Source organism: Actinokineospora lacus, from assembly GCF_053813445.1.
In genome coordinates this window covers 58,470-85,137 of the sequence record NZ_JBQERA010000008.1, presented here as the reverse complement: position 1 = coordinate 85,137, position 26,668 = coordinate 58,470, and the positions used below count along the sequence as shown (strand labels likewise).

Annotated in this window: 19 protein-coding genes; 6 read left to right on the top strand and 13 right to left on the bottom strand. The window is 73.9% G+C overall.

Going from position 1 to position 26,668, the window contains the following annotated elements; all coding sequences use genetic code 11:
• The first annotated feature begins 1 nt into the window (after nucleotide 1).
• Nucleotides 2-5,392: a glycohydrolase toxin TNT-related protein gene (locus ACTG9Q_RS20775; RefSeq protein WP_455574496.1), complete on the top strand. Its 5,391-nt coding sequence runs from the start codon at nucleotides 2-4 to the stop codon at nucleotides 5,390-5,392.
• A 424-nt stretch (nucleotides 5,393-5,816) separates the two neighbouring features.
• Here the strand turns inward: ACTG9Q_RS20775 and ACTG9Q_RS20770 are convergent, their stop codons facing one another.
• From ACTG9Q_RS20770 to ACTG9Q_RS20755, 4 genes are all read right to left on the bottom strand, one after another.
• A complete protein-coding gene (locus tag ACTG9Q_RS20770; protein WP_455574495.1) occupies nucleotides 5,817-6,407 on the bottom strand; it encodes a pentapeptide repeat-containing protein in 591 nt (196 codons plus the stop codon).
• 13 nt (nucleotides 6,408-6,420) lie between these two features.
• Complete coding sequence (locus ACTG9Q_RS20765) at nucleotides 6,421-7,059, bottom strand: HAD family hydrolase (RefSeq protein WP_455574494.1); 639 nt, start codon at nucleotides 7,057-7,059, stop codon at nucleotides 6,421-6,423.
• A gap of 11 nt (nucleotides 7,060-7,070) precedes the next feature.
• Nucleotides 7,071-10,361: an error-prone DNA polymerase gene (locus ACTG9Q_RS20760; protein ID WP_455574493.1), complete on the bottom strand. Its 3,291-nt coding sequence runs from the start codon at nucleotides 10,359-10,361 to the stop codon at nucleotides 7,071-7,073.
• Nucleotides 10,362-10,449: 88 nt separating this feature from the next.
• The gene (locus tag ACTG9Q_RS20755) at nucleotides 10,450-11,985 is read right to left on the bottom strand and encodes a DNA polymerase Y family protein (RefSeq protein WP_455574755.1); all 1,536 of its coding nucleotides are present in this window, start codon (nucleotides 11,983-11,985) and stop codon (nucleotides 10,450-10,452) included.
• 191 nt (nucleotides 11,986-12,176) lie between these two features.
• On the opposite strand from ACTG9Q_RS20755, the gene ACTG9Q_RS20750 reads away from it, so the two are divergent.
• The 5 genes from ACTG9Q_RS20750 to ACTG9Q_RS20730 all read left to right on the top strand — a co-directional run bounded on the left by ACTG9Q_RS20750 (nucleotide 12,177) and on the right by ACTG9Q_RS20730 (nucleotide 16,636).
• Nucleotides 12,177-12,689, top strand: coding sequence for an Arc family DNA-binding protein (locus ACTG9Q_RS20750; RefSeq protein WP_455574492.1), 513 nt, complete (start codon nucleotides 12,177-12,179; stop codon nucleotides 12,687-12,689).
• 48 nt (nucleotides 12,690-12,737) lie between these two features.
• Nucleotides 12,738-13,586 (top strand): DUF4097 family beta strand repeat-containing protein, encoded by an 849-nt coding sequence (locus ACTG9Q_RS20745; RefSeq protein WP_455574491.1) that lies wholly within the window; start codon nucleotides 12,738-12,740, stop codon nucleotides 13,584-13,586.
• A gap of 27 nt (nucleotides 13,587-13,613) precedes the next feature.
• Complete coding sequence (locus ACTG9Q_RS20740; protein ID WP_455574490.1) at nucleotides 13,614-14,561, top strand: ATP-binding cassette domain-containing protein; 948 nt, start codon at nucleotides 13,614-13,616, stop codon at nucleotides 14,559-14,561.
• A complete protein-coding gene (locus ACTG9Q_RS20735) occupies nucleotides 14,558-15,349 on the top strand; it encodes an ABC transporter permease (RefSeq protein WP_455574489.1) in 792 nt (263 codons plus the stop codon). The genes ACTG9Q_RS20740 and ACTG9Q_RS20735 overlap by 4 nt, the downstream gene beginning before the upstream one ends.
• A gap of 99 nt (nucleotides 15,350-15,448) precedes the next feature.
• Complete coding sequence (locus ACTG9Q_RS20730) at nucleotides 15,449-16,636, top strand: hypothetical protein (RefSeq protein ID WP_455574488.1); 1,188 nt, start codon at nucleotides 15,449-15,451, stop codon at nucleotides 16,634-16,636.
• Nucleotides 16,637-16,693: 57 nt separating this feature from the next.
• On the opposite strand, the gene ACTG9Q_RS20725 is transcribed toward ACTG9Q_RS20730, so the two are convergent.
• The 9 genes from ACTG9Q_RS20725 to ACTG9Q_RS20685 all read right to left on the bottom strand — a co-directional run bounded on the left by ACTG9Q_RS20725 (nucleotide 16,694) and on the right by ACTG9Q_RS20685 (nucleotide 26,668).
• Nucleotides 16,694-17,392, bottom strand: coding sequence for a hypothetical protein (locus ACTG9Q_RS20725; protein ID WP_455574487.1), 699 nt, complete (start codon nucleotides 17,390-17,392; stop codon nucleotides 16,694-16,696).
• Nucleotides 17,393-17,730: 338 nt separating this feature from the next.
• The gene (gene purH, locus ACTG9Q_RS20720; protein WP_455574486.1) at nucleotides 17,731-19,293 is read right to left on the bottom strand and encodes a bifunctional phosphoribosylaminoimidazolecarboxamide formyltransferase/IMP cyclohydrolase; all 1,563 of its coding nucleotides are present in this window, start codon (nucleotides 19,291-19,293) and stop codon (nucleotides 17,731-17,733) included.
• Nucleotides 19,290-19,886 carry a phosphoribosylglycinamide formyltransferase gene (gene purN, locus ACTG9Q_RS20715; RefSeq protein ID WP_455574485.1) on the bottom strand — a complete coding sequence of 199 codons (597 nt, stop codon included), beginning with the start codon at nucleotides 19,884-19,886 and terminating at the stop codon, nucleotides 19,290-19,292. Before purN ends, purH begins: the two co-directional genes overlap by 4 nt.
• 86 nt (nucleotides 19,887-19,972) lie before the next feature.
• Complete coding sequence (locus ACTG9Q_RS20710) at nucleotides 19,973-21,493, bottom strand: cell division protein PerM (RefSeq protein ID WP_455574484.1); 1,521 nt, start codon at nucleotides 21,491-21,493, stop codon at nucleotides 19,973-19,975.
• A 119-nt stretch (nucleotides 21,494-21,612) separates the two neighbouring features.
• Nucleotides 21,613-22,272: a DUF5336 domain-containing protein gene (locus ACTG9Q_RS20705; protein ID WP_455574483.1), complete on the bottom strand. Its 660-nt coding sequence runs from the start codon at nucleotides 22,270-22,272 to the stop codon at nucleotides 21,613-21,615.
• 143 nt (nucleotides 22,273-22,415) lie between these two features.
• A complete protein-coding gene (gene sucD / locus ACTG9Q_RS20700) occupies nucleotides 22,416-23,303 on the bottom strand; it encodes a succinate--CoA ligase subunit alpha (protein ID WP_455574482.1) in 888 nt (295 codons plus the stop codon).
• 2 nt (nucleotides 23,304-23,305) lie between these two features.
• The gene (sucC, locus tag ACTG9Q_RS20695; RefSeq protein WP_455574481.1) at nucleotides 23,306-24,475 is read right to left on the bottom strand and encodes an ADP-forming succinate--CoA ligase subunit beta; all 1,170 of its coding nucleotides are present in this window, start codon (nucleotides 24,473-24,475) and stop codon (nucleotides 23,306-23,308) included.
• 100 nt (nucleotides 24,476-24,575) lie between these two features.
• Nucleotides 24,576-24,926 (bottom strand): hypothetical protein, encoded by a 351-nt coding sequence (locus tag ACTG9Q_RS20690; protein ID WP_455574480.1) that lies wholly within the window; start codon nucleotides 24,924-24,926, stop codon nucleotides 24,576-24,578.
• Complete coding sequence (locus tag ACTG9Q_RS20685) at nucleotides 24,923-26,668, bottom strand: hypothetical protein (protein WP_455574479.1); 1,746 nt, start codon at nucleotides 26,666-26,668, stop codon at nucleotides 24,923-24,925. The genes ACTG9Q_RS20690 and ACTG9Q_RS20685 overlap by 4 nt, the downstream gene beginning before the upstream one ends.

Below are 26,668 nucleotides of genomic sequence, written 5' to 3'. Positions count from 1 at the left end.
TGTGGCAGGACCAACGCAGCTCAACCCGACCGAACAGGACTCCCTGGTCAAGCAGATCGGGCTGGCTCTGCTTCGGGCGGCGCCCGCCGACTGGGCCTCCGTGGAGGTCGCGTTCCGGGCGATCGGCCGCTACACCGAGGTGCGCGGCCAGGTCTCCTTCACCGACGAGCGCACCGCCGAGGTGCCCATCGCCCCCGAGGTGGTCGGCCTGTTCGTGCGGCTGCGCGCGGGCATGTACCGCGAGGGCCGGGGCACCTGGTTCAACGCCCGCTACCAGCTCGACCGGCCCGCGGCGTACAACCTGGAGTACGACCGCGACGAACCGCGCTGGCAGAACCCGCCCCCGCCCCCGGCTTTCGTCGACGAGCTGCGGATGTTCCCGCGCGAGGACGAGAACGTCCCGGAGTGGCTGACGCGGCGGCTGTCGGCCATGCAGCCCCCGTTCCGCACCGCCCGGATCTTCGACGGGCTGGGCCCGAGCGGTCCGGTGATCAACCGGCCGCCGCTGGAGGACGAGGAGCGCGAGCAGGTCCAGCGCTACCTCGACGCCGCCCCGCTGGCCCTGCCCGCGCGCGGCTACGACATCGATCACCTCGACGAGGAGCGCCGCCAGACCGTCCCGGTCGCCTTCCACACCGACGGCACCTGGATCTGGCCCGCCGCGGTCAACTTCTACCTGCGCACCCACGGCGTCACCCCCGACCCGGACCTGGTGGCCCACGCGCGCCGCGCGGAGTTCCGGATCGGCGAGGTCGACGAGCAGGCCAGGTCCGCCGCCGCGGCGTTCATCGCGGGCCCCCGCAGGCCCAGCGGCCCGCCGCCCCGGCCGCCGCAGGACGCCCCGGACTTCGCGCACCCCGAGCGGGTGCCCACCGAGGAGCCGAACGCCCCCACCTTCGCCCACCCGGAGCGCGTCCCGGTGAGCGAGCCGTCCCCCCACGACCGCCCGTTCACCCGCGACGACCCCGCCGACCCGGCCCACCCGTCCGACGGCGTCGCGTCCGAGGGGCTGTCACCGCCGCAAGACCACCGCGCGGCCGACCACACCCGGTCCCCCGGCGAGCGGCCCGAGCCCGACGCCCAGCGGCAAGCCGAGCCGTCCGGACCCGAGTCCGCCCGGTCCCACGACCGCGCCCGCCGGGAGCAGCCCGAAACCGACTTCGCCCATCCGGGCACCGGCTTCAACCCGCCCGAGGACGACCACGCCCCACCGGCACAACCCGGCGCCCACTTCAGCCGGCCGGAGACCGACCACGCCCGGCAGGAAGCCGAGGGCTTCAACCCGCCCGGGGACGACGACACCCGCCAGGCAACCGAGCAGCCCGGAACCGCGTTCACCCGGCCCGACGCCGACAATGCCGAACAGCGAGCCGAGCCGTCCGGCCCCGAATTCACCCGGCCCGAGGCCGACCAAGCCCGCCGGGAAACCGAGCGGTCCGAGAACGGTTTCGCCCAGCCCGGCACCGGCTTTGACGCCCCCGGGAACGACGACACCCGCCAGGCAACCGAGCCCGGAACCGGTTACGCCCGCCCCGAGGGCGACCACTCATCCGAGCAATCCGACCACCCCGGCGCGGGTTTCAACCCGCCCAGGGGCGACGACACCCGTCAGGAAGCCAGGCATCCCGGGTCCGGACCAGCCCAGCCGAACACCGACTTCGGCGATCCCCAGGTCGACAAGATCCACCAAGAGGCCAAAGTCGGCACCGGTTTCAGCCTCTTCGCCGAGCCGAACGCCGACTCCGACGACCTCCACGGCGACAACGCCCACCCGGCGACAGACCAGTCCGCGACCGGATTCGCCCACTTCACCCGACCGGACACCGACTTCGACGCGGGCCAAGGCGACAACGCTCACCACCAGGCCGAGCAGGTCGGGACTGACTTCAGCCTCTTCACCCAGCCGAACCCCAACTTCGGCGACCCCCAAGAAGAGGCCAGGCAAGGCGAGGCCGGATTCAGCCACTTCGCCCAGCCGAACGTCGACTCCGACGACCGCCACGGCGACAACGTCCACGCGGCAACTGAGCAGTCCGGAACCGGATTCAGCCACTTCGCCGAGCCAAACGCCAGCTCCAACGACCGCCGAGGCGACGACCGCCCAGAGGCCGAGCAGTCCGGGGCCGGGTTCGCCCACTTCGCCCGGCCGAACGGCGACTTCGGCGACTCCCAGGGCAACGACGCCCCCCAACAGGCCGAGACCGACTTCACCTTCACCCAGCCAAACGCCGGCTCCGACGGCGTCCACGCGGCTGAGGGGTCCGGGACCGGATTCGCCGACTTCGCCCAGCCAAATGCCGGCTCCGACGATCGCCCAGGCGACGACGCCCGCCCGGCAACTGAGCAGTCCGGGACCGGTTTCGCCGACACCGCCTTCGGTGAGCCCCGGGGCGACCATGCCCGGCAGGACGCCGACCGGTTCGAGGCCGACCACCTGGCAGCCGAGCGGTCCGGCACCGACTTCGCCCGCTCCCAGGACGACCACCGCGATGGCGAGCGGTCAGGGCAGCCCGGCACGGACTTCGCCGAGTCCGGGAACGACTACGCCCGAACGGAAGCCGACCGGCAGGCGGAAGACCACACCCGAGGGGACGCCGACCACCCAGAGCCGGACTTCGCCGGGCCGGACGCCGCGCACGCCGATGGCGTCGTGCAGCCGACGATGGAGTACAGCGATCCCGACCTCGGCCCGAACCAACCGGAAGAACAGTCCACAGAGGACGGCGTGCGACCCGTGGTGGCCTTCGACGAGCCCGAGGAACGAGGCACCGGCAGGCGTGCCATGGCGGGGCTGTTCGACCAGCCCGAGTACGCCGAGCCCTTCGACGCCTTCAACGCCGATGCCGACGCCCCCGCCAGCAGGCACGCGATTTCCGACGAGCCGAACGTGCCCGACCCGGTGACCGCCGACGCGCCGCTGCCGCCCGCGGACGTCGTCTCCCGCCTGCGGCGCCGGTTGGGCGAGGTGGGTGTGCCCGAGGACCGCTACACCGTCGGCACCCCAACCGGTCCTGGGTGGACGATGGAGCAGACCGGCGGCGGCTGGCGGGTGGGCTGGTTCGACGGCCACTACGTCGCGCCCGCGGTCTTCGCCGACGTCGCCGACGCCGCCGCCTTCCTCGCGGGCAAGGTCCTGCTCGCCGACCCGGCCCCGCCCGCGCGTGACTCGGGCCCGCCGACGATCCGCGCCTCCCTGGCCCAGCTCGAAGACGACGACGATGACGAGTACGACCACCGCGTCCGCAGGCCCCTGCCGCCGCCCAAGCGGCCCGTGCAGTCCGGTCCGTCGGGCGAGGACCTGTTCCGCCCGACCCGCCCGGTGACCGACGGCCTGTTCGAGCCCCGCCCCCACCTCGACGACGAAGACGAGTACGACCACCGCGCCGAAGCGTCTCCCACAGGCGCGAACGGCAGCGCCGTGGAACACGACTCCCTCGACAGCCCGCACCAGGACGCGCCGGACGGCCCCAGGGACAGCTCAACCCCGCACAAGGCCGCGCGGGAGCAAGCGCCCCCACCCGAGCCCACCCCGCCGCACCGGCCCACCTTCCCCCCTCGCCCCGCCGCCTTCACCCCGTCCACGGCGCGCGACGACGCGCGGGAGCCCCACCACGAGACCGAGGGGCAGCCCGCTCCGGGCCGGTTCGCCGCACAGGAGACGCCGGGCCAGTTCGCCACCTACCGGGCCGCTCCCCACGGGGGAGACGCGCCGGGCCCGTTAGACCACCTGAGCCAGGCCGCGCCTGGGCAATCGGCGCCGCCAAGCTTCCGGCAGGCAGACCCGCACGACGCGGAGCAGTTCGCCCACCGGGGCCCGGGCCAAGCCGTGCCCAGCGACACCCAAGACCACTCCGCCCCGGCCCCCGGCGGCCCCGGACTGTTCACCCCCGGCCGCCAGGCAACCCACGACGCGCCGGAGCAGTTCGCCCACGAAGGCTCCCGGCAAACCGGCTCCCACGACGCACCAGAGCGGTCCACGCGCCGGACCCCCGGCCAGACCGCGCCACATGGCGCCCAGGGCCAGTTCACCGACCACGGCCCCGGACCGCTCACTCCCGACCAGGCACCACACGACGCACCGGAGCAATTCGCGAACCGGGCTCCGGACCAGACCGCGCCGAACGACACCCAAGGCCACTTCGCCGATCGAGCACCCGGCCAGCAAGCACCACACGACACACCGGGACAATCCGCCCACCAAGGCCGCAGGCAGGCAAGCCAGCACGACAACGGCAGCCACCTCGCCGACCAAGGACCCGACTCCGGACCGCTCGGCCGGCAGGCATCGGAACAGTCCGCCCACCAAAGCCCCCGGCAGGCAGGCCCGCACAACGCCGGAGGCCACGCCGCCGACCACGGGCCCGATTCCGGACCGTTCGCCTCGTCCCCTGGCCAACAGGCGTCACCTGACGCGCCGGGGCAGTTCGCCCACCACGGCCCCCGGCAGGCAGGCTCGCACGACGCCGAAGGCCACGCCGACCAGGGACACGGTCCCGGACCGTTCATCCCCGGCCAGGCGCCCAACGACGCGCAGGCACGCCAAGGTCGCAGGCAGGCAGGCCAGCGCGACACCCAAGGCCACTTCGCTGACGCGGGCCCCGGGCCGTTCACCGGCCAGCAGGCACCACACGGCCCGCCAGGACAGTTCGCCCACCAAGGCCCCCGGCAGGCGAGCGCACACGACACCGAAGGCCACGCCGCAGACCACGGTCCCGGCCAGGCGCCGCACGACGCACCGGTGCAGTTCGCCCACCGAGGCCCCGCGCCGAACGACGGCCCAGGGCAGTCCGGCGGCCAGGGACCCGGCCAGTTCGGTTCCCAGCAGGCTCCCGGGCAGTTCGGCTCCCACCAGGGGCCGGGCCAGTTCGGCAGGCCGGAGGCCGGGGGCCAGTTCGTGACGCAGGCCCCGGAGCACATGCGCCCCGCCGACCACGGTGGACAGCCCGGCCGCAGGCGGACGCCCGAGAACCAGCAGGACCCGTCGAGGCCCGAACCACGCAAGGCGGAGACGCCGTCGGGGCTGCGCAGGCCCCAGGACTGGCCGATCCAGCCGCTGTCCGGTGAGCCGCCGCTGACCCTGTTCCGCGGCAAGCAGGTCACCGAACTGCCGTCGGGCACCGAACTCGACCGCTACGGCGACCCCACCGGCAACCTCACCTACGCCGTGGGCACCCCCTTCGACCGCCGCTCCCTGGTCCCCGACTGGATAAACCGCCCCTACCACGCCTACCGGGTCGCACGCCCGACCGAGGCGCTGACAGGCGCGGCAATTCCCTGGTTCGACCAGCCCGGCGGCGGAACCGCCTACATCCTGTCCCACTCCGTGGCCGACCTCCTCGAGAGCGGCCACCTGGTCGAAATCCCCGACCGCACCCCACCACCCCGCGCGTAAAGGTCAGCCAACCCGGAGACGGTGCACGGACCATGGCGACAACGGCGTCGCCATCAACCCGACACCGCGCACTGTCCCGTTCCGTGGCCGACCTGGTCGAGCGGCGCGTCATCGAATCGCGCCGCCCACACGCCACCACGGCCAGAGGCTCAGCCGACACGCAAGCCATGCACGAGCAAAGGTGGCAGCGCGTTGACATCGGGACGAGCGCCGCGCACGTCCTACCCAGCGGTTGACCTGAGTGGCACCTCGTCGAAATCGCCGACGCCCGCCACCACAGGCCCGAGGGCCAGCCGACACGGAGACCCAAGTGCCAGCGGCAGCGCTATCGACCCGGGTGCCATGCGCTGTCCCGCTCCGTGGCTGTCTGATCGAAAGCGGCACCTCATCGAATCCCGACCACACGCCACCACGGGCCTGAGGGTCAGCCGACGCGGAGGCCGTGGGCGGCGGCGAAGGTGATGGCGGCGTCGACGTCGACGCGGGCGCCACGGAGGATTGCCTGGACCCAGCCGTCGGGGTCGATGTGGGCGCCGCGGAGGTCGGCGTCGGTCAGGGTGGTCTCGCGGAGGCGGGCGCCGGTGAGGTCGGCGCCGCGGAGGTCGCATTCGTGGAGGTCGGCGCCGTTGAGGTTGGCCTCGCGCAGGCGCAGTGAGGACAGGTCGGTCTTGCGGAGGGCGGCGCCCGCGAGGGAGACCAGGGTGAGGTCGCTGTCGCGGATGGTGATGGGGCGGAAGCGGCAGTCGAGGAAGGTCGAGCCGATCAGGCTGCAGCCGGTGAAGGTGCTGTCGGTCAGCGTCGTGCGGTCGAAGGCGCAGGAGCGGAAGGCCGTGCCGCGGTGGGTGCTCTCGCCGAGGTCGGCGCGGTCGAAGCGGCAGTCGGTGAAGACGCAGGTGGTGGTCACCACGCCGCGCAGGTCGGCCTCGCGGAAGTCGCAGCGAGTGAAGTGGCGGCCCGTCCACTCGAGGCCGTGCAGGTCGGTGTCGCTGTAGTCGGTCTCGATTTCCTCGTCCACGGGGCCAACCCTGTCACGACGCCCCGACAAGCGCCGAAACCAGGTGCAGCCGCCGCTCGGTCACCGCGCGCAGCGTGGGCAGCAGCAGGACCGGCATGCCGATCTCGACCGCGCCGCCGTCGGGCCCGGCCCGGTCGCCGACCATGAGGGTGGCCGACGGCGTGGTGCCCAGGGCGGCGAGGGCGTGCCGGAAGATCTCCGGGGCGGGTTTCTGCACGCCCAGTTCGTAGGACAGGGCGTAGACGTCGACCAGGCCCGCCAGCCCCGCGGCGGCGAACACCGGGCGCAGGTCGAAGTGGATGTCGCTGAGCACGGCGACCTTGACCCCGTGCGCGGCCACGGCGCGCAGCGTCTCCCCGACGTCGGCGGCGAACGGGTTGTGCCGCGGATCGCATTCGACCGCGTACAGCGCGTCGGCCAGCTCCGGGTCCACGCCCGCCAGGTCGAAGACCCGGTGGTAGGCGGCGCGGTGGACGTGCAGGGAGCAGTCCACGCCGGGGGCGTCGAGCAGGTCCTCGAAGACGGAGATGCGCTGCCACAGGGCTTCCGCGGAGTCGTCGCGGCCGACCAGGCGCAGGGCCTCGCGCGCCCAGGCCACTTCGTCCACAGTGGTCACCAGGGTGCCCCGCCAGTCGAACACCACCGCGTCCATCGTCGTCCCCCTCAGCGAAAGTCCCGGGATGTGGCCGGGATACGCAGGTCCAGGTGCTGCAACCGGTCGGCGCAGAGGCTCACCACTCCCTCGGCGCTCTCCACGACGCCGCGCACCAGCAGCGCCGAACTGGTGCGCGCGATTCGACGATACCTGGCCCACAGACCCGGCGAGCAGACTATGTTGATCATCCCCGTCTCGTCCTCCAGGTTGAGGAAGGTCACACCGCCCGCGGTCTGCGGGCGCTGCCGGTGGGTCACCGCGCCGCCGACCAGCACCCGGGTTCCGGACTCCACATTGGATAGTGAGGCCGCGGTCACCGCGCCGAGCCGGACCAGGCGCTCGCGCAGGAACTGGGTGGGGAAGCTGTCCGGGGACAGCCCGGTCGCCCACACGTCGGCGATGGCCAGCTCCACGGCGTCCATGCCGGGCAGGGCGGGCGCGGTGACCCCGACCGCGGTGCCCGGCAGCAGTTCCCGGCGCTCGCCCGCCGCCGCCCCCGCCGCCCACAGCGCCGCGCGCCGGGTCAGCCCGAAGCAGCCGAACGCGCCCGCGGTCGCCAGGGCCTCCAGCTGCGCGCGGGTCAGCTGGACGCGGCGGGCGAGGTCGACCATGTCCCGGTACGGCCTACCCGCGGCGACGCGCGCGGCGAGGTCGTCGCCGATGGTGCGCACGGCGGCCAGGCCCAGCCGCACGCTCGTGCCCGCGTCCTCCAGGGTGGCGTGGACGAGACTGGCGTTGACGTCCGGGCCGCGCACCTCGACGCCGTGCCTGCGCGCGTCGGCGACCAGCGACTGCGGGGAGTAGAACCCCATCGGCTGGGCCCGCAGCAGCGCGGCGCAGAACGCGGCCGGGTGGTACAGCTTGAACCACGCGCTGGCGAAGACCAGGTAGGCGAAGCTGAGCGCGTGGCTCTCCGGGAAGCCGAAGTTGGCGAACGCCAACAGTTTCTCGTAGATCCGCCCGGCCAGCCCTGGCTCGACGCCGTGGCGCGCGGCGCCGTCGTGGAAGCGCTCGCGCAGCCGCTCCATCCGCGTGGTGGAGCGCTTGGCGCCCATGGCCCTGCGCAGCTCGTCGGCCTCGGCGGGGGTGAAGTCGGCGATGTCCACCGCGATCTGCATGAGCTGCTCCTGGAACAGCGGAACGCCCAAGGTCTTGCGCAGGGACTTCTCCAGCAGCGGGTGGTCGTAGGTGACCGGCTCCTCGCCGTTCTTGCGGCGGATGTAGGGGTGCACGGAGCCGCCCTGGATCGGGCCGGGGCGGATCAGCGCGACCTCGACGACCAGGTCGTAGAACTCCCGCGGCCGCAACCGGGGCAGCGTGGCCATCTGCGCCCGGCTCTCCACTTGGAACACCCCGACGGAGTCGGCGCGGCAGAGCATGTCGTAGACGTGTCGGTCGGCGAGGTCCAGCTCGCCCATGTCGACCGTGACGCCGTTGTGCTCGGCGACGAGGTCGATCGCGTAGTGCAGCGCGGAGAGCATCCCCAGGCCCAGCAGGTCGAACTTGACCAGGTCGATGGCGGCGCAGTCGTCCTTGTCCCACTGCAGGACCGTGCGGTTGGGCATGCGCGCGGGCTCCACCGGGCAGATCTCGCTGACCGGGCGGTCGCAGATGACCATGCCGCCGGAGTGGATTCCCAGGTGCCGGGGGAAGTTCTCCAGCTGCCCGGCCAGCTCCAGCACCGGCTGCGGGATGTCGTGGTGGTTGTCGCCGACGGCGCCGCTCAGCGGGCCCCACCGGTCGATCTGCTTGCTCCAGGCGTCCTGTTGGCCCGGGGAGTGACCCAGCGCCTTGGCCATGTCCCGCACCGCGGACTTGGCGCGGTAGGTGATGACGTTGGCCACCTGGGCGGCGTGGCGGCGGCCGTGCTTGGCGTAGACGTGCTGGATCACCTCCTCGCGGCGGCCGGACTCGATGTCGATGTCGATGTCCGGCGGGCCGTCGCGGGCCGGGGCGAGGAACCGCTCGAACAGCAGCTCCCAGCGCACCGCGTCCACCCGGGTGATGCCGAGCGCGAAGCACACCGCGGAGTTGGCCGCCGAACCGCGGCCCTGGCAGAGGATGCCGTTGTCCCGGCAGAACTTCACGATGTCGTGCACGACGAGGAAGTAGCCGGGGAAGCCGAGCTGGTCGATCACCCGCAGCTCGTGGGCGAGCTGGGCGTGGGCGCGGGGGCGCTCGGCCGCGGAGCCGTAGACGCGGGCGGCGCCCTCGTAGGTCAGCTTGGCGAGGTAGGTGCTCTCGGTGTGCCCTTCGGGGACGTCGAAGGGCGGCAGCTTGGGGGCCAACAGCTTCAGGTCGAACGACAGCCGCACGCCCAGCACGGCGGCGCGCTGCACGGCGCCGGGGTGGCGCCCGAAGCGGGCGGTCATCTCCTCGCCGGTGCGCAGGTGCGCGGTGGCCGCCGGGGGCAGCCAGCCCGCCAGGTCGTCAAGGCCGCGACGGGCCCGCACCGCGGCCACGGCGGCGGCGAGGCGCCCGCGCCCCGGGTGGGCGTAGTGCACGGCGTTGGTGGCCACCGTGGGCAGGCCCAGGTCGGCGGCCATGCCCGCGAGCAGGTCGTTGCGGGTGGAGTCGTCGGGGTGGCCGTGGTCGGTCAGCTCGACGAAGACGCGGTCCTCGCCGTAGGCGGTGACCAGGTGGCGCAGTTGCTCGAACGCCGCCGCCGGGCCCTGGGTGGCCAGCGCCCGGCGGACCGCGCCCTTGCGGCAGCCGGTGAGCACGACGCAGTGGTCGCGGGTCTGCTCGACGACGTAGGGCAGGTGGTAGGCGGGTTTGCCCTTCTCCTCACCGTCGAGGTGGGCGGTGGTCAGCACGCGGCACAGGCGGTGGTAGCCCTCTTGGCCGTCGGCGAGCAGCAGCAGGTGCTCGCCCTCGGGGTCGGCCCGCCCCGCCTGCGGCTCGGTCAGGCCGAGGCTCAGCTCCGCGCCGAACACCGTGCGCACGCCGAGTTCCCGTGCGGCCTCGGCGAAGCGGACCACGCCGTACATGCCGTCGTGGTCGGTCAGGGCGATGGCGTCCAGGCCGAGCAGGGCGGCGGCCTCGACCAGCTCCTCGGGGTGGCTGGCGCCGTCGAGGAAGCTGAAGTTGGAGTGGCAGTGCAGCTCGGCGTAGGGGACGCGGGCGTCGCCGTCGGGCTGGTCGGTGGCGCCGGGGTGCGCGGTGCCGCCGGTGGGGGTGTAGCGCTCGCGCCTGCGCGACCAGGCCGGGCTGTCCCCGCCGTCGCCGACCTCCGGCGCGCGGCCGGAGAGGACGCGCTCCAGCTCCGACCACCGCACCGGTGGGTTGTTCCAGCCCATCAGGGCTCTGGGGACCGGGGCTGGGGGATCAGCTCGGCGAGGTCGAGCAGGTCCAGCCACTCCAGCGTGGGGTCCTCGTCGTTCGGCATCAGTCGTAGATCCCTTCCACTGTCCAGCTCTCGTTCTCCCGCACCAGCAGCAGCGCGGGTTGGCTGTCCTCATCGGACTGTGCGGCCAGCACGACCTGGAGCCTGGCCCGGCGGCGGCCCGTGCCGTCCCACCAGTGCTCGTCGCTGGGCCACGGGCCCGACCACGCCAGGACGCGGCGGGGCGGGAAGCGGCCGACGGCCACCTCGACGGGGTAGGCGGTGAGCCGGAAGCGGCCGGTCACCTCGACCTCGGCGCCCTCGGCGTCGCGCAGCGCGACGGGCAGCGGGCGGACTGGGACGGTGGCGGGCGACGGTGGCGGGAGCGCGCCCGGCCAGGGCAGCCCCGGCGGCGCGGGCGGGGTGCGGTCGTCGCCCCAGGGGACCAGGTGGACGCGGTCGGCGGGTCCGCGCCCGCCGGTCTCCACCGGGACTACCACGCCCTCGGGGCCCAGCAGGCCCTGCACGCGCACCATCGCGCGGGCGGCGCGGTCGGCGTGCTCGTCGCGCGCGCCCTGCCACAGGCCCAGTTGCAGGGCGCGGCCGTCGACCACCTCGACGGGGTCGACGCGCAGCGCGGTGATCGGCGCGTCGGGGCGGCGGGGGCCGCTGAGCCAGCCGTCGAGCTGCCAGCGGAGGCGGTCGGCGATGCCCGCCGGGGTGAGCGGCTCGGCGCAGCGCCACACCCTGGCCAGCTCGGCGCCGGTCGCGGTGGCGGCGTGGATGGCGAGGCGGGTGCAGGCCAGGCCGTGCGCGGCCAGGTTGGCGTGCAGGCGTCCGGCCAGGGTGCGGGCAAGGAAGGCGGCGGCGTCCACCCGGTCGACCGGCGGGTCGGGGTGGGCGGTGACGGCCAGGTCCTCCGGTGGACGCCTGCGCGCGGGCGGGCGCCGCTCCTGCCCGGCGGCCAGCCGGTGCGCCCGCGCGGCGGCCGCGCCGAACCGGGCGGCGACGTCCTTGGCGGCCAGGGCGGCGAACGCGCCGAGGGTGCGGATGCCCAGGCGGCGCAGCAGGTCGACCAGGTCGGGGGAGCCCAGCTCGCGGATGGGCAGCGGGGCGAGGAACTCCGGAGTCCGGCCCGCCTCGACGAGCACGCCCCCGCGGGCGGCCAGCGTCGCGGCGAACAGGCCCTCGGCGATGCCGACCTGGCACTCGGCGTCGGCGCGGGCGGCCACGTGGTCGATCAGCCGCTCGGCGGCGGCCTCCGCCGACCCGAAGTAGCCCACCGGCCCGCGGGCGGGCACGGCGACCAGCCCGGGCGCCACCACCTCCACCCCGACCGCCAGCTCCTCCACCGCCGCGGCCACCGGCTCGAACCGCCGCGCGTCGCGGTCGGGGTCTTCGGGCAGGACGACCAGGTCAGGACAGCGGCTCTGCGCCTCCCGGCGCCGCAGCCCGACGGCGATCCCCTCGGCCCGCGCGGGCCCGTTGCACGCCACGACCCGGTTGGCGGCCACCACCGCGGCGGGGGTGTCGACGCCCAGCCCGGCCACGGCGCCACCGGCCACGACCGGCCAGTCCGGGCACCACACGACGAGCAGCACGCCATCTCCCCACCTCGGGTTGTGCCCAGGCGTGGGGAGCCGCCGGACAGTGCGTCGAACATACGTTCGATCACAGGTGGAGTCAAGCAATCAGTAAAAACCAATCCTGACCAGCAAGGACGCCAAGATGGCGTCATTCCGCGCCATAATGGCTTGCCATGGCGCCACGGATGCGCCATAGTGGCGTCATGGACCTGACGTCGTATGTGAACTTCCTCGGGCGGGAGCTGACGACCGCCGCCGAGGCCGGGGGCGAGGAGGCCCGCGCGCTGGCCGAGCGGCTGGCCGGGCAGGTCGAGGCGGCGGTTCGGCTCACGCTGCTGGAAGCGCTGTCGAACGCCGCCGACGAGATCACCCGCGACCTCGCGCCCGGGTCGGTGGAGGTCCGGCTGCGGGGACGGGACCCGAGCTTCGTGGTGACGCCGCCGCCGTCGGAGCCCGCGTACGACACGGGCACACCGGAGCCGATGCCGGACGCCGGACCGGCCGCCACCGACGAGGCCGCCACCGCGCGGATCAACTTCCGGCTTCCCGAGCACCTCAAGGCCGCGATCGAGGAGGCCGCCGCGCGGGAGGGCCGCTCGGTCAACGCGTGGCTCGGCCGGGTCGCGTCGGCGGCGTTGCGGCAGCCCGCCAGGGAGCAGGCGCCGCAGCAGGCAGGCGGCCGGGGCAAGCAGCGCTACACCGGCTGGGTCAGCTAGCGCTCCACCAGCGAAAACGTCGAACCCACTCCGTTGAAGGGGACACCCATGCCCACATTCGCCACGCCCGAACCGATCACCGTGACCATCGACATCAGCGTCGCCAACGTGCGGTTCGCCGCGAGCGAGCGCGCCGACACCGTGGTCGACGTGCGCCCGACCAACGAGAACGAGCCCTCGGACGTGAAGGCCGCCAAGCAGGTCCGCGTCGAGTACTCGGGCGGCACGCTGGTGATCAAGGGCAAGAACCCGCGCCCGTTCGACTTCTCCAGCAAGAGCTGGTCGGTCGACCTGACCATCGACCTGCCCGAGGGCTCGCAGGTGCAGGCCGACGCCTCCGTCGGCGACTTCCAGTCCACCGGCAGGCTCGGCGAGTGCCGGTTCAAGTCCTCCGTCGGGCACGCCCGCCTCGGCCGGACCGGGCCGCTGCGGCTGACCACCTCGGCCGGGCACGTCTCGGTCGAGGGCGTCGCGGGCGACGCCGACGTCTCCACCGGGACCGGCCGAATCCAGATCGGCGAGGTCGAGGGCGGCGCCACGGTCAAGAACTCCGACGGCGCCACCGACATCGGCACGGTCGGCGGCGAGGCGCGGGTGCGCTCGGCCAACGGCGACATCACGGTGCACCGGGCGGGCGGCGGGGTCGACGCGAAGACCGCCAACGGGGCCATCCGGGTCGGCGAGGTCGTCCGCGGCTCCGTCGTGCTGGAGACCTCCAAGGGCGACCTGGACATCGGCATCGGCACGGGCACGGCGGCCTGGCTCGACGTGAAGACCGGCTACGGGCAGGTGCGCAACACGCTCGCCGAGACGCCGACACGGCCGGAGAAGACCGGCGAGACCGCCGAGGTGCGCGCGCACACCAGCTTCGGCGACATCACCATCCACCGGGCCTGAGACCCGGCACACCGAAGGGGAACCCTGATGACGAACCAACCGGCGATCGCGGTGCGCGGCCTGCGGAAGTCCTTCGGCGACAAGGTGGTGCTCGACGGGATCGACCTGACCGTTCCCCGGGGCACGGTCTTCTCGCTGCTCGGCGCGAACGGCGCGGGCAAGACGACGACGGTCAAGATCCTGTCCACCCTGATCGACGCGAGTGGCGGCCGGGCCGAGGTCGCCGGGCACGACGTGGCCGCCGACCCGGACTCGGTGCGAGCCGCGATCGGGGTCACCGGCCAGTTCTCCGCGGTGGACAACCTGCTCACCGGCGAGGAGAACCTGCGCCTGATGGCCGACCTGAACCACCTGTCCACAAAGGATGGCAAGCGGACGGTGGCCGGCCTGCTGGAGCGGTTCGACCTGACCGAGGCGGCGCGCAAGCCCGCGTCCACCTACTCCGGCGGCATGCGGCGGCGGCTGGACCTGGCGATGACGCTGGTGGGCAACCCCCAGGTGATCTTCCTGGACGAGCCGACCACCGGGCTGGACCCGCGCAGCAGGCGGGGGATGTGGCAGATCGTGCGGGACCTGGTGGCAGGCGGCGTGACCATCTTCCTGACCACGCAGTACCTGGACGAGGCCGACGAGCTGGCCGACCGGATCGCGGTGCTGGAGGGCGGCAGGCTGGTCGCCGAGGGCACCCCGGAGGAGCTCAAGCGCCGGATTCCCGGCGGCCACGTCCGGCTCCAGTTCACCGAGCCCGATGGTTTCCTTACAGCGCAACGGATTCTCGGCCGCGACGCGCACCGCGACGGTGACGCGCTGGTCCTGCGGGTGCCGAACGACGGCAGCCTGCGCTCGCTGAAGGCACTGCTGGACCGGCTCGACCGCGAGTCGATCGAGGTGGACGGCCTTTCCGTGCACACCCCCGACCTGGACGACGTTTTCCTCGCCCTCACCGGCGACGACGAGAAGGTGACGACCCGATGACCACCGCGATTGCGAGCCACCCCCTGCGCGATTCGGCGACGATGGTGCGTCGCAACCTCAAACGGATGGTGCGATATCCGTCGATGACCGTGCAGCTGATCGCCATGCCGGTCCTGTTGCTGCTGCTGTTCGTCTACGTCTTCGGCGGCACGCTCGGCGCGGGGCTCGGCGGGCCGTCCGGCGGCCGGGCCGAGTACGTCAACTACGTGGTGCCCGCGATCCTGCTGATCACCATTTCCTCGATCGTCCAGGGCACCGCGATCTCCGTGGCCATGGACATGACCGAGGGGATCGTCGCCCGGTTCCGCACCATGAGCATCGCCAGGGTCTCGGTGCTGACCGGGCACGTGGTCGGCAGCCTCGTCCAGGCGTTCCTGAGCCTCGCGGTGGTCGTCGGGGTGGCGCTGCTGATCGGGCTCGAGCCGCGGGCGGGCTTCGGTGGCTGGCTCGTCCTCGGCGCGCTGCTCGCCGCCGTCAGCTTCGCCCTGATCTGGCTCACCGTGGCGATCGGGCAGGCATCGCAGACCGTCGAGGCGGCCAGCAGCCTGCCGATGCCGCTGGTGTTCCTGCCGTTCCTCGGCAGCGGGTTCGTCCCGACCGACTCGATGCCCGACGGCGTGCGCTGGTTCGCCGAGCACCAGCCGTTCACGCCGATCATGGAGTCCATCCGGGCCCTGCTGATGGACAAGCCCGTCGGCGGCACGGTGTGGATCGCGCTGGCCTGGTGCGCGGGCATCGCGCTGCTGGGCTACGTGTGGGCAAAGAAGCTCTACAACCGCAAGGCGTAACTCCGGCGAGTAATTCACATATAGACCAGGTATCTGGTTACTGTCACACTGAACGTCGACGCGACCTCGTCCCCACCTTCCCCGAAAGGTGTCGCCGCCATGCGCAAAACCCTGCTTGCCCTGGCCGCCCTCACCCCGCTGCTCGCCACCCCCGCCCAGGCCGAAGCGCCCACCGACGTCTCCTGGACCCCCGACATCTCCGTCGTGGACGCCGATGACAGCAACGTGACCGCCACCGGCGGTGTGCTCACCATCGCCGATGCCCGCAAGCCCACCGCCAGTCTCGAGCGCGGCATCGCGATGGGCGTCCTCGTCCTCGCCCCCACCACGCTCCCCCACCCGGTGAACCGCGTGGCAGCGGCGGTGACCGGCGCCGTTCCGGACGGGAGCGAGCTGGCCGTCGACCTCCGCGGCGTGGGGGTCGACGGCCAGTGGACGGAATGGACCGAGGCACGGCCGGGCGCCCCCGCCGTGCTCCCGGAACCCACCACGGTCGTCCAGGTCCGGGCCGTGCTCACCGCCGGTCCCCGGGGCCAGGTCCCGGTGCTGCGCCGGGTCGAGCTGACCGCCGACCTGGCGGCCGGGGCGGGCGCGCTCGCCGCGCCGCTGAGCTACCGGGTTTACGCCACCAGGGAGGGGCTGGTCGGCGGCACCACGGCCAACGGCCACGTGATCACCCAGCGGGACCACTTCGTCGCCCTGCCGTCGCGGCGCGGACTGGCGCCGAAGGGCACCGGGGACTACAGCGTGAAGGTGTGCGCGGCGAACGGGCGCTGCGAATGGGCTCCCGTCTGGGACGTCGGCCCCTGGAACACCAAGGACGACTACTGGAACGCCCCCTCGGTCCGGGAGATGTGGCGGGACCTGCCGCAGGGCAAGCCGCAGGCCCAGGCCGCCTACCAGGACGGCTACAACGGCGGCCGGGACCAGTACGGCAGGCAGGTCGCCAACCCGGCGGGCATCGACCTCGCCGACGGCACCTTCTGGGACGGCCTGCTGCTGACCGACAACGCCTGGGTCACCGTGACCTACCTGTGGACCGGCAGCGGCCTCACCGGCCAGATCCGCACCGCGGGCGACCCGCTGAACGTGCGCTCCAGCGCGAGCACCGGTGCCGCCCAGGTGGGCCTCGCGGCGAACTACGCCCAGGTCCACGTGGAATGCCAGGTCACCGGCACCCAGGTGACCGGGAGCCAGGGGACCTCCAACGTCTGGTTCCGGATCAGCGCGGGCAAGTTCGTCGCCAAGGCGTACATGACGGGCGTGAGCAGCGCGCCAGGCTGCTGAGCCTCACCGGGTCATCACTGGGCCATCACCGGGCTGTCACCGGCCATCACCGGGCTGTCACCGGACCGCCCCGGGCCGGGGTTCCCGGACCGGGGCGGCGGGCCACGTCGGGACCGGGTGGCTGGGCAGGGCGGCGCTGACCCGCACCGGGCGGGCGGCGGCGCCCCGGCCACGGGCCCGGACCTCCAGCGTCCGCTCCCGCAGCGCGCCCTCGCCCCGGCCCGCGCCGCTCCAGCGCCCGCGGGCGCAGGTCAGCTCCACCTCGGTGCCCGGCCACGCGCCCAGGACCAGCAGGACGGCGCCGCGACTGCGCGCGCGGGCCGAGAGCCCGCGCGCGTCGGCCTCGCGGACGTCCCCGGCGACGGCGACCACGGCGAACCCGTCCAGCAGGGCCGCGACCACCCGGACCAGCTCCACCCCCGGACGCGGCACCAGCGCCAGGCGCTCGGCGGGGACCCCGTTCTCGGTGGCGGCCAGCACGCCCAGGTCGGGCAGGCCGACCACCGCCGCCCACGCGCCCTCGGCCACCGCCCCCGCCAGCAGCGCCAGCAGCAGCGACCGCGCTCCCCGCACCCCCACCGTCCCGCCGCGCCGCAACCCTCCCCAGGGGAACAGCGGCGCCAGGTCGTCCCGCACCGGCAGCACGTCGGGACCGGTCTCCGCGGCGCCCACCGCCGCCCGCAGCGACGCCAGGACCTCAGCCGCGCTCCCCTCCGGCCCACCCATGCCGATCACCAGCCCCGCACCGCCCGCCATGTCGAACAACCAGTTCAGCGCCTATTAACGAGAATTGCTCAGTTCTTTGAAGCGCAATGGGCGCCGATCGCTCCCGGATACTTCCCCGCGCCCGGAAGCGATCGGCTTGCCCCATGGCGACACCCTCTTCCGCACGTCGTCCGCGTACCGCTCATACGCGTCCGCCGTGAGGGAGCAGGCGCCCGGGGGTCCCGGCCTCGACTCCGGTCGCCCCGCGGATCGAACATATGTTCGACACTTCAGAGACTACCGGTCCGGGCGATCATGTCAACCCGGAAACGACACAGCGGCTGACCTGGTCCGGGACCAGGTCAGCCGCTGTGCGGACTTCAGGGGACTCAGTGGGCGAAGTGCCGCGTGCCGGTCAGGTACATGGTCGCGCCCGCCTGCTCGGCCGCGGCGATCACCTCGGCGTCGCGGACCGAGCCACCCGGCTGGACGACCGCCCTGATGCCCGCCTCCAGCAGGACCTCAAGGCCGTCGGGGAACGGGAAGAACGCGTCGGAGGCGGCCATCGCGCCCACCGCGCGCTCCCCCGCCCGCGCGACCGCGAGGCGGGCCGCGTCGACGCGGTTGACCTGGCCCATGCCCACGCCGACGGTCGCGCCGTCGGCGGCGAGCAGGATCGCGTTGGACTTGACCGCCCGGCACGCGCGCCAGGCGAAGGCCAGGTCGGCCAGGGCGGCGTCGTCCAGCGGGGCGCCGGTGGCCAGCGTCCACTTGGCCGGGTCGTCGCCCTCGGCGGCGATGGTGTCCGTGGACTGCAGCAGCAGCCCGCCGGAGACCGGGCGGAGCTCGACGCCGCCGCGGCGGGGCGGCTCGGCCACCATGATGCGCAGGTTCTTCTTGCGCGAGAGCACCTCGACCGCGCCGTCGGCGTACGCCGGGGCCACCACGACCTCGGTGAAGATGTCGGCGACCTGCTCGGCCATGGCGACGGTGACCTCGCGGTTGGCCGCCACGATCCCGCCGAAGGCGCTGGTCGGGTCGCACGCGTTGGCCTTGCGGTGGGCCTCGGCGATGTCCTCGGCCGCGACCGCGATCCCGCACGGGTTGGCGTGCTTGATGATCGCCACGCACGGGTCGTCGTGGTCGAAGGCGGCGCGCCACGCGGCGTCGGCGTCGATGTAGTTGTTGTACGACATCTCCTTGCCGTGCAGCTGCGTGGCCGTGGCCAGGCCGGTGGAGCCGTCGTTCTGGGCGTACAGCGCGGCCTTCTGGTGCGGGTTCTCGCCGTAGCGCAGCACCGCGCTGCGCGACCAGCTCGCACCCGCCCACGCGGGGAACTCCTCGTCGCCGAGGGCCGCGCCCATCCAGGAGGCGACCGCGATGTCGTAGGACGCGGTGTGCCGGAACGCCGCCAGCGCCAGCGCCTGGCGGTCGGCCAGGGAGAACCCGCCCGCGGCGACCTCGCCCAGCACCCAGGAGTAGCGCGCGGGGTCGACGACGACGGCCACGCTGGCGTGGTTCTTCGCCGCCGCGCGCACCATCGCCGGTCCGCCGATGTCGATCTGCTCGACGCACTCGGCCTGCGACGCGCCCGAGGCCACCGTCCGCGCGAACGGGTACAGGTTCACGACCAGCAGGTCGAACGGCGCGATGTCCAGCTCGCCGAGCTGGGCGACGTGCGCGGGGTTGGTGGTGTCGGCGAGCAGGCCCGCGTGCACCCGGGGGTGCAGGGTCTTGACCCGGCCGTCGAAGGACTCCGGGAAGCCGGTGACTTGCTCGACCGGGGTGACCGGCACGCCCGCGTCGGCCAGCGTCTTCGCGGTGCCGCCGGTCGAGACGATCTCCACGCCCGCGGCGTGCAGGCCGGTGGCCAGTTCCAGGAGACCGGACTTGTCCGACACACCGATCAGCGCGCGGCGGACCGGCCTGCGCTGCTGAACTGACTCCGTCACGGGATGCTCACCTTTCGTCCGTCCACGGTGTAGCCGTCGCGGGCCATCCTGGCCACCACGTCGACCAGGAGCCGCCGCTCCACCACCTTGATGCGTTCGTGCAGGGCGGCCTCGTCGTCGCCGTCGGCGACCGGCACGGCCTCCTGGGCGATGATCGGGCCGGAGTCGACGCCGCCGTCGACCAGGTGCACCGTGCTGCCGGTGACCCGCACGCCGTAGGCCAGCGCCTCGGCCACCGCGTGCGCGCCGGGGAAGGCGGGCAGCAGCGCCGGGTGGGTGTTGACGACCCGCTCGGCGAAGCGGGCGAGGAACGCGGGCCCGAGGATCTTCATGAAGCCCGCCGAGACGACCAGGTCGGGCTCGTGCGCCGCGACGGCGTCGGTCAGCGCGCTGTCCCAGGCGGCCCGGTCGGCGTGGTCGCGCAGGCGCACGGCGAAGGTCGGCACACCGGCGCGCTCGGCGCGGGCCAGGCCCTCGATGTCCTTGCGGTCGGCGCCGACGGCCACGATCGTGGCGGGCAGCTCGGCGTCGAGCAGGGCTTGCAGGAGGGTGCCGGAGCCCGACACCAGGACGATGACCCGGGCATCGGGCATGGGCGGGCGGTGAACGCTCAGCGTGGTCTCCTGCGGGGGCCGGAACAGGGCTGGGGCCAGCGTATGCCGTGCGGAGAGGATCTTCGTCAGCGCCCCGCACCGCGATCGGCTGCCCCATCGCCGATCTCCCCATCGCCGGTCTCCGGGTCGCCGGTCTCCGCGTCGCCGATGGCCGCAGGCACCACGCCATCGCCCTCATCGCCCTCATCGTCCTCATCGTCCTCATCGTCCTCATCGGACTGACCGGACTGACCGGGCTCGGCGGACTCGTCCTCGGCAGGCTCGTCCTCGGCCGTGTCGTCATCCCCGGACAATTCCTTGGCGCTGCCCTGTTCCTTGGCACTGGCCTGTTTTTCGGCACCGGGAACCTCGGGGTCGTCGGCCACACCGTTGTCTGCCGCACCGCCGGGCACGTCGTCGCCGGGCACGTCGTCAGGCCCGTCGTCAGGCCCGTCGTCGGGGCCGATGAGCCCGGCCGCGACCGGGTGCGGTCCGGCGAACCAGGCCACCAGGGCCCCCGGCACCCCGATCCACCCGACCAGCGCCAGCGACACCAGCGCCGCCCGCAGGTCGAGCGGGTGGAACGGCCCACCGCCCAGCGCGCCACCCGCCGACCCGGCCAGCACCGCGAACACCGTCGCGACCACTATCGCGGCGACCGCCACCGGGCGCAGCCGCGCCACCGCCGACTCGGCGGCGTCCCGCAGCACCCAGCCGACCATCAGCCCCACCGCCAGCGGCAGCGCGAACAGCGCGGGCCACCACGGGTGGGCCTGCGCGGGCAGAGCGCCCAGCAGCGGCACCGCGGGCACCGCGCCGTCGCTGAACCCCAGCGGCGCCACCGACACCGACCCCAGCCCGAACCCCGGCCCCGCGGCGAACCCCACCCCGGCGACCACCGCGTTCGGCAGGTACCCCAGCGACACCGCCAGCAGCCCGGCGCCCGCCCCGGCCCCGCCGGTGAACAGCGAGGTCACGGCGGAGAAGGACGTGGCCAACCCGAACACCACCACCGCCGCTCCACAGAGGACCAGCGCGGCGCTCGCCAGCGCCCCGGCCCGCAGCCCGCGCAGCGCGAGGTCGTCCACCCGGTCGTTGAGCAGCGCCAGCGCCCCGGAGCGGCGCGCCAGCGCGACCACGCAGGCCAGCCCGGCGATCAGCGCCGGGTAGTAGAACCCGGCCAGCGGGTCCACCCGCACCGGCGCGGCCACCAGCAGCGCGACCGCCAGCCCGGCGGTGGCGTGGGCGGCCACCACGGCCGCCGCGATCCGCCCGGTCTCCCTGATCCCGCGCGCGTCCGTCCGCGCGGCCAGCACCGCGGCCACCCGGCCGACGAGCAGCGCGACCAGCAGCGTCGGCAGCATCGGCAGCGCGCCCAGCTCCCGGCCCTCGACCACCAGCGGCACCTGGTAGGCGGCCAGCCAGCCCGGCAGCGCCGCCGAGAGCACCCCGGGCGTGCTGAACGACGCCAGCGGCGCGGACGCGGTGATCAGCGCGAACACCGCCGCGACCGCGGCGTACCCGAGCGCAAGCGGCCAGACGGCGGCGGCGACGAGCGTCCGGAACCGCACCCCCGCCCGCTCCCGGACCTCCTTCAGCAACGCCATGCGTCCACTGTGGCATCAGCGTTGCTCCGAACGGATGAGGCACGCCGGGCACCAACACGAACGGGCGGTGCCGCGTCGGCACCGCCCGTTCGGAACGATCTTGCTGGTCAGCCCTCTGGTCAGCCCTGCTGCGGGTACCCGCCCGGCGGGGTGCCGGGGGCCTGCTGGCCGAACTGGCCCTGCTGCGGGGCGAAGGTCGTCGGCTGGGCCGAGGGCGGCTGGCCGTACTGGCCCTGCGGCGGCGGGGGCTGCTGCTGGCCGGGGGCCTGGCCGGGCTGCTGCTGCTGGCCGAACTGCGGCGACGGCGGGGCGTAGCCGCCGGGCGGGGCGTAGGGCACGTGGTGGGCGGGGGCCGGGGGCTTGATGACCCCGCCCTCCAGCAGCATCACGTAGACCGCGCCCGCGGCCTGCACGAGGCCCAAGACCAGCACCAGGATGACGCCGGTCGAGTTGAAGCCGTTGAACAGGGAGAACAGCGCGGTCAGCGCGCCGGTCACGGCGAGCGCGGCGACGAACAGGCTGACCTTGGTGTCCTTCTGACCCGGCAGCACCGGGGCCAGCGCCAGCAGGGCGGCCACCAGCAGGAAGGCGGCGATGCCGATGGAGCCGTCGATGAGGCTGAGGAAGAACGCCAGCACACCGACGGCGGCGACGCCGAGCTGGACCAGCTGAGGAGTGGTGAACTTCGGACCGGCCGCGGGCGGCGGGCCGTATCCCTGGGGGGGCTGCTGCCCGGGGCCCGGGTAGCCACCCGGTGCACCGCCGCCTGGGTAGGTCATCGTGCTCTCCTCGCTCGGGGCTTCGTTACGGGAGCCTGCGGGAACGCTAGCTCATCCGACGAATCGGACGGCCACCGGCACGCGATGGTTCCCAGAGGAAGGGGCCTGTCGCTGATCAGCGACAGGCCCCTCACGATCTGCTGCTACTTGGCGCCGAAGAGCTCACGCGCCAGGGCGGCGGTCTCCGACGGCGTCTTGCCGACGCGCACGCCCGCGGCCTCCAGGGCCTCCTTCTTGGCCTGCGCGGTGCCCGCCGAGCCGGAGACGATGGCGCCCGCGTGGCCCATCGTCTTGCCCTCGGGGGCGGTGAAGCCCGCGACGTAGCCGACGACCGGCTTGGTCACGTTGTCCTTGATGTAGGCCGCCGCCCGCTCCTCGGCGTCGCCGCCGATCTCGCCGATCATGACGATCAGCTCGGTCTCCGGGTCGGCCTCGAACGCGGCGAGCGCGTCGATGTGGGTGGTGCCGATGATCGGGTCGCCGCCGATGCCCACCGCCGAGGAGAAGCCGATGTCGCGCAGCTCGAACATCATCTGGTAGGTCAGCGTGCCCGACTTCGACACCAGGCCGATCTTGCCGGGGCCGGTGATGTCGGCGGGGATGATGCCCGCGTTGGACTTGCCGGGGCTGATCAGGCCGGGGCAGTTCGGGCCGATGATCCGGGTCTTGTTGCCCGTGGCCACCGCGTGCGCCCAGAAGTACGCCGTGTCGTGCACCGGGATGCCCTCGGTGATGACCACGGCCAGGCCGATGCCCGCGTCGATCGCCTCGATGACGGCGTCCTTGGCGAACTTCGGCGGCACGAAGATCACCGTGACGTCGGCGCCGGTCTCGGCCATCGCCTCGGCGACGGTGCCGAACACCGGCAGGCTGGTGCCGTCGATGTCGGCGGTGGTGCCCGCCTTGCGCGGGTTGACCCCGCCCACGATCCGGGTGCCGGACTTGAGCATGCGCGAGGTGTGCTTGGTGCCCTCGGCGCCGGTCATGCCCTGGACGATGACCTTGCTGGTGTCGGTGAGGAAGATCGCCATCGTCAGACCCCCGCTGCCGCGAGCTCGGCGGCCTTGTCGGCCGCGTTGTCCATGGTGTCGACCAGGGTCACCAGCGGGTGGTTGGCCTCGGCCAGGATGCGCCGACCCTCGTCGACGTTGTTGCCGTCGAGGCGGACCACGAGCGGCTTGGTGGCCTCGTCGCCGAGGATCTCCAGGGCGGCGACGATGCCGTTGGCGACCGCGTCGCAGGCGGTGATGCCGCCGAAGACGTTGACGAACACCGACTTCACGTCGGCGTCGCCCAGGATGATGTGCAGGCCGTTGGCCATCACCTCGGCGGAGGCGCCGCCGCCGATGTCGAGGAAGTTGGCGGGCTTGACCCCGCCGTGCTTCTCGCCCGCGTAGGCGACCACGTCCAGGGTGGACATGACCAGGCCCGCGCCGTTGCCGATGATGCCGACCTCGCCGTCGAGCTTGACGTAGTTGAGGTCCTTCTCCTTGGCGGCGGCCTCGAGCGGGTTCTCGGCGTCCTTGTCCACCAGCGCGGCGTGGCCGGGGTGGCGGAAGCCCGCGTTCTCGTCGAGGGTGACCTTGCCGTCCAGGGCGATGATGTTGTCCTGCGGGTCGCGGACCAGCGGGTTCACCTCGACCAGGGTGGCGTCCTCGCCGACGAAGGTGTCCCACAGCTTGACGATGACCTCGGCGGCCTTCTCGGCGACCTCGGCGGGGATCTTGGCCTCGGCGGCGATCTCGCGCGCCTTGGCGATGTCGACACCGGCGATCGCGTCCACCGGGACCTTGGCCAGCGCGTCGGGGCGCTCCACGGCCAGCTGCTCGATGTCCATGCCGCCCTCGGCCGACGCCATCGCCAGGAAGGTGCGGTTGGCCCGGTCGAGCAGGAAGGAGAAGTAGTACTCCTCGGCGATGTCGGACGCCGGGGTCACCAGCACGCGCCGCGTGATGTGGCCCTTGATGTCCAGTCCCAGGATCTTCTCGGCCTTGGCCTGCGCGTCGTCGGCGTCGTCGGCCAGCTTCACCCCGCCCGCCTTGCCGCGGCCGCCGGTCTTCACCTGCGCCTTGATGACGACGGTCCGGCCCAGCTCCGCGGCGATGGCGCGGGCCTTCTCGGGGGTGTCGGCCACGCCGCCCGGCAGGACCGGGACGTCGTGGGCGGCGAAGAGGTCCTTCGCCTGGTACTCGTACAGGTCCACGCGACAGTCTCCTGACTACGGTGTCGACACGATTGCTGTCGGACGTCAAGACCCTAGCGACCAGCCATTTCGGTTGACACTTCGCACCCGGTGAGGTAGCTCACCTTGCGTGGTGAGATCGCTCACCGGGCGTGTCCGCCCACCGCGGCGCGTCCGCCGCGGACAGCACCGGGATGTCCTCGGCGTCCAGTTCCCTCAGCAGGGCCGCCACCTCGTCCGCGCGCCCGTCGACGACCACGGCGTCGGGGTCTTCCTGGGCGACGGTGGCGGCCAGGTGCGCGGGGGTGGTGGGTCCGGTGTAGACGACCTCGACCCCGGCGTCGCGCAGCTGCCGGGCCAGCGCCGGGAGGTCAGTGGCACTGCTGTCGGGGCCGCCGCTGTCGGGGCCACCAATGTCAGGGCCACCGCTGTCAGGGCCGCCGCTGAGGCTGGCCAGCACGACGCGCCTCACCGGCGGCTGCTCACCGACGTCGCCGCGGCCACTACCAGGGCGCCGACGCAGGCCAGGGCCAGCCACAGGCCCTGGCCGGGGCGGCCGTCGGCGGCGCGGGCGACGGTGAGCGGGTACTCCAGCGCCCGCGTCCCGACGAGCACGGCCGCGCCGAGCAGCAGGGCCGCCGCGCGCGGGGGGCGCGACAGCGGGGCGAGCGCGGTGGCCGCGAGCACGGCGGCCAGGGCGATCAGCAGCCCCCAGGAGGCGAAGCGGAACTCCGTCCAGATGCCCGGGGCGACGAGGTCGGGGGCGCGCAGCACGGGCAGCCCGTAGGCGCCGACGGCCAGCAGCGCGGCGACGGCGGCGGGGGCGGCCACCGGCAGCGCGACGCGGCGGTCGGTGAGGTCGACGTCGTCGCGCTCGGCGCCGCCCGCGATGGCGGTGGTGACGGCGGTGGCGCAGGCCAGGGCGAGGGCGATGCCCGCGAACCAGACGCCCGCGCCGATGGTGACCGCGCCGCTGACCCCGGTCGCGGTGAACGCCGCGTCCAGGCTGCCCGCCGCGGCGAAGGGCACGGCGGCCAATGCGACGGTGAACGCGGGCCGGACGGCGGCGGCGGCGCGCGGGGCGAGCAGCGGCACGGCGAGCACGAGCACGGCGAGCGCGACCGGGATGAACAGCCTGCCCGCGAACGCGGGCGGGGTGTCCAGCCCGTCGGTGACGACCAGCTGCGCGCCGAACGCCGCGACCAGGGCGGCGGCCCCGGTCAGCAGGCCGAGGACACCCGCGGCGAGGTGCAGCCCGCGGGCGTCGAGCCGGACCTCGGCGTCGGCGGCCCGCTCCGCCGGGCGGACCGACCAGATGCCCGCCGCCAGCGCGGCGGCGGCGGCCAGGGCGAGGTACGGGCCGAACGTCGGGTGCAGCCGCTCGACGAGCAGCCCGGCGGCGATCTGCGGGACGGTGACCGCGGCGACGGCGGCCAGCATCCCGGTGACCAGGCCACGGGCGAGCGCCTGCTGGGCCGCGCCCGCGGCGAGCACGGCCGCCGCGGCGGCGCCGACGGCGACGGCGAGCAGGCCGTAGCGCACCAGCGGGGGCCCGTCGATGACCGAGAGCGCGAGGACGAAGGCGTTGTCGGAGGCGAAGGGGGCCAGCAGCAGGCCGACCGCGGCGACGGTCCCGGCGAAGAGCGCGACCCGGATGAACGCCGAGCGCGCCCGGGTGGGGCGGTCGGCTTCGGCGAGTTCGGCGGCGTAGGCCGAGCCGGGCGCGGCGCCCGCGGCGCCCAGGACGAGCAGCCCGGCGACGGCGGCGAGCACGTGGCCCGCCAGCACGAGCCAGAGCCCGGCGCCGGGGTCGAGGGGCGCGAGGCTGGCGGGCACGAGGATCTCGGGGCGCGAGGCGAGCAGCCCGTCGGCGGCCAGCTGCAGATCGATGAGGGCGCGGCCGGGGGCGAGCAGCGCGGCCCCGGCGAGCACGCCCGCCCCGAGCACCGGCCTGCCCGCGGCGACGAAGGCCGCGGCGGCGACGGCGGGCAGCAGGGCGAGGAGCACGAGCAGGGGCGTCGCGCCGAACCCGGCGGCGGGGCCGTCGGCGACGAGGCCGGCCACCGAGCCCGCGGCGGCGAGCAGCGCCCCGCCGAGAGCGACGGCGACGGCGGTCCTGAGCCTGCCGGGAACACCGGCCCACCCGATCCGCTGCGCGGACTGGGCATCGCGAGCGGTGGCAGGGTCTAGCGGCGTATGGGTCCGCGCAGTCAT

Bases quoted from the DNA above. Each gene is read 5' to 3' on its own strand.
- ACTG9Q_RS20765 (WP_455574494.1), bottom strand. From the start codon at position 7,059: ATGGACGCGGTGGTGTTCGACTGGCGGGGCACCCTGGTGACCACTGTG.
- ACTG9Q_RS20760 (WP_455574493.1), bottom strand. From the start codon at position 10,361: ATGGGCTGGAACAACCCACCGGTGCGGTGGTCGGAGCTGGAGCGCGTC.
- ACTG9Q_RS20750 (WP_455574492.1), top strand. From the start codon at position 12,177: ATGGACCTGACGTCGTATGTGAACTTCCTCGGGCGGGAGCTGACGACC.
- ACTG9Q_RS20745 (WP_455574491.1), top strand. From the start codon at position 12,738: ATGCCCACATTCGCCACGCCCGAACCGATCACCGTGACCATCGACATC.
- ACTG9Q_RS20740 (WP_455574490.1), top strand. From the start codon at position 13,614: ATGACGAACCAACCGGCGATCGCGGTGCGCGGCCTGCGGAAGTCCTTC.
- ACTG9Q_RS20735 (WP_455574489.1), top strand. From the start codon at position 14,558: ATGACCACCGCGATTGCGAGCCACCCCCTGCGCGATTCGGCGACGATG.
- ACTG9Q_RS20730 (WP_455574488.1), top strand. From the start codon at position 15,449: ATGCGCAAAACCCTGCTTGCCCTGGCCGCCCTCACCCCGCTGCTCGCC.
- ACTG9Q_RS20725 (WP_455574487.1), bottom strand. From the start codon at position 17,392: ATGGCGGGCGGTGCGGGGCTGGTGATCGGCATGGGTGGGCCGGAGGGG.
- purN (WP_455574485.1), bottom strand. From the start codon at position 19,886: ATGCCCGATGCCCGGGTCATCGTCCTGGTGTCGGGCTCCGGCACCCTC.
- ACTG9Q_RS20710 (WP_455574484.1), bottom strand. From the start codon at position 21,493: ATGGCGTTGCTGAAGGAGGTCCGGGAGCGGGCGGGGGTGCGGTTCCGG.
- ACTG9Q_RS20705 (WP_455574483.1), bottom strand. From the start codon at position 22,272: ATGACCTACCCAGGCGGCGGTGCACCGGGTGGCTACCCGGGCCCCGGG.
- sucD (WP_455574482.1), bottom strand. From the start codon at position 23,303: ATGGCGATCTTCCTCACCGACACCAGCAAGGTCATCGTCCAGGGCATG.
- ACTG9Q_RS20685 (WP_455574479.1), bottom strand. From the start codon at position 26,668: ATGACTGCGCGGACCCATACGCCGCTAGACCCTGCCACCGCTCGCGAT.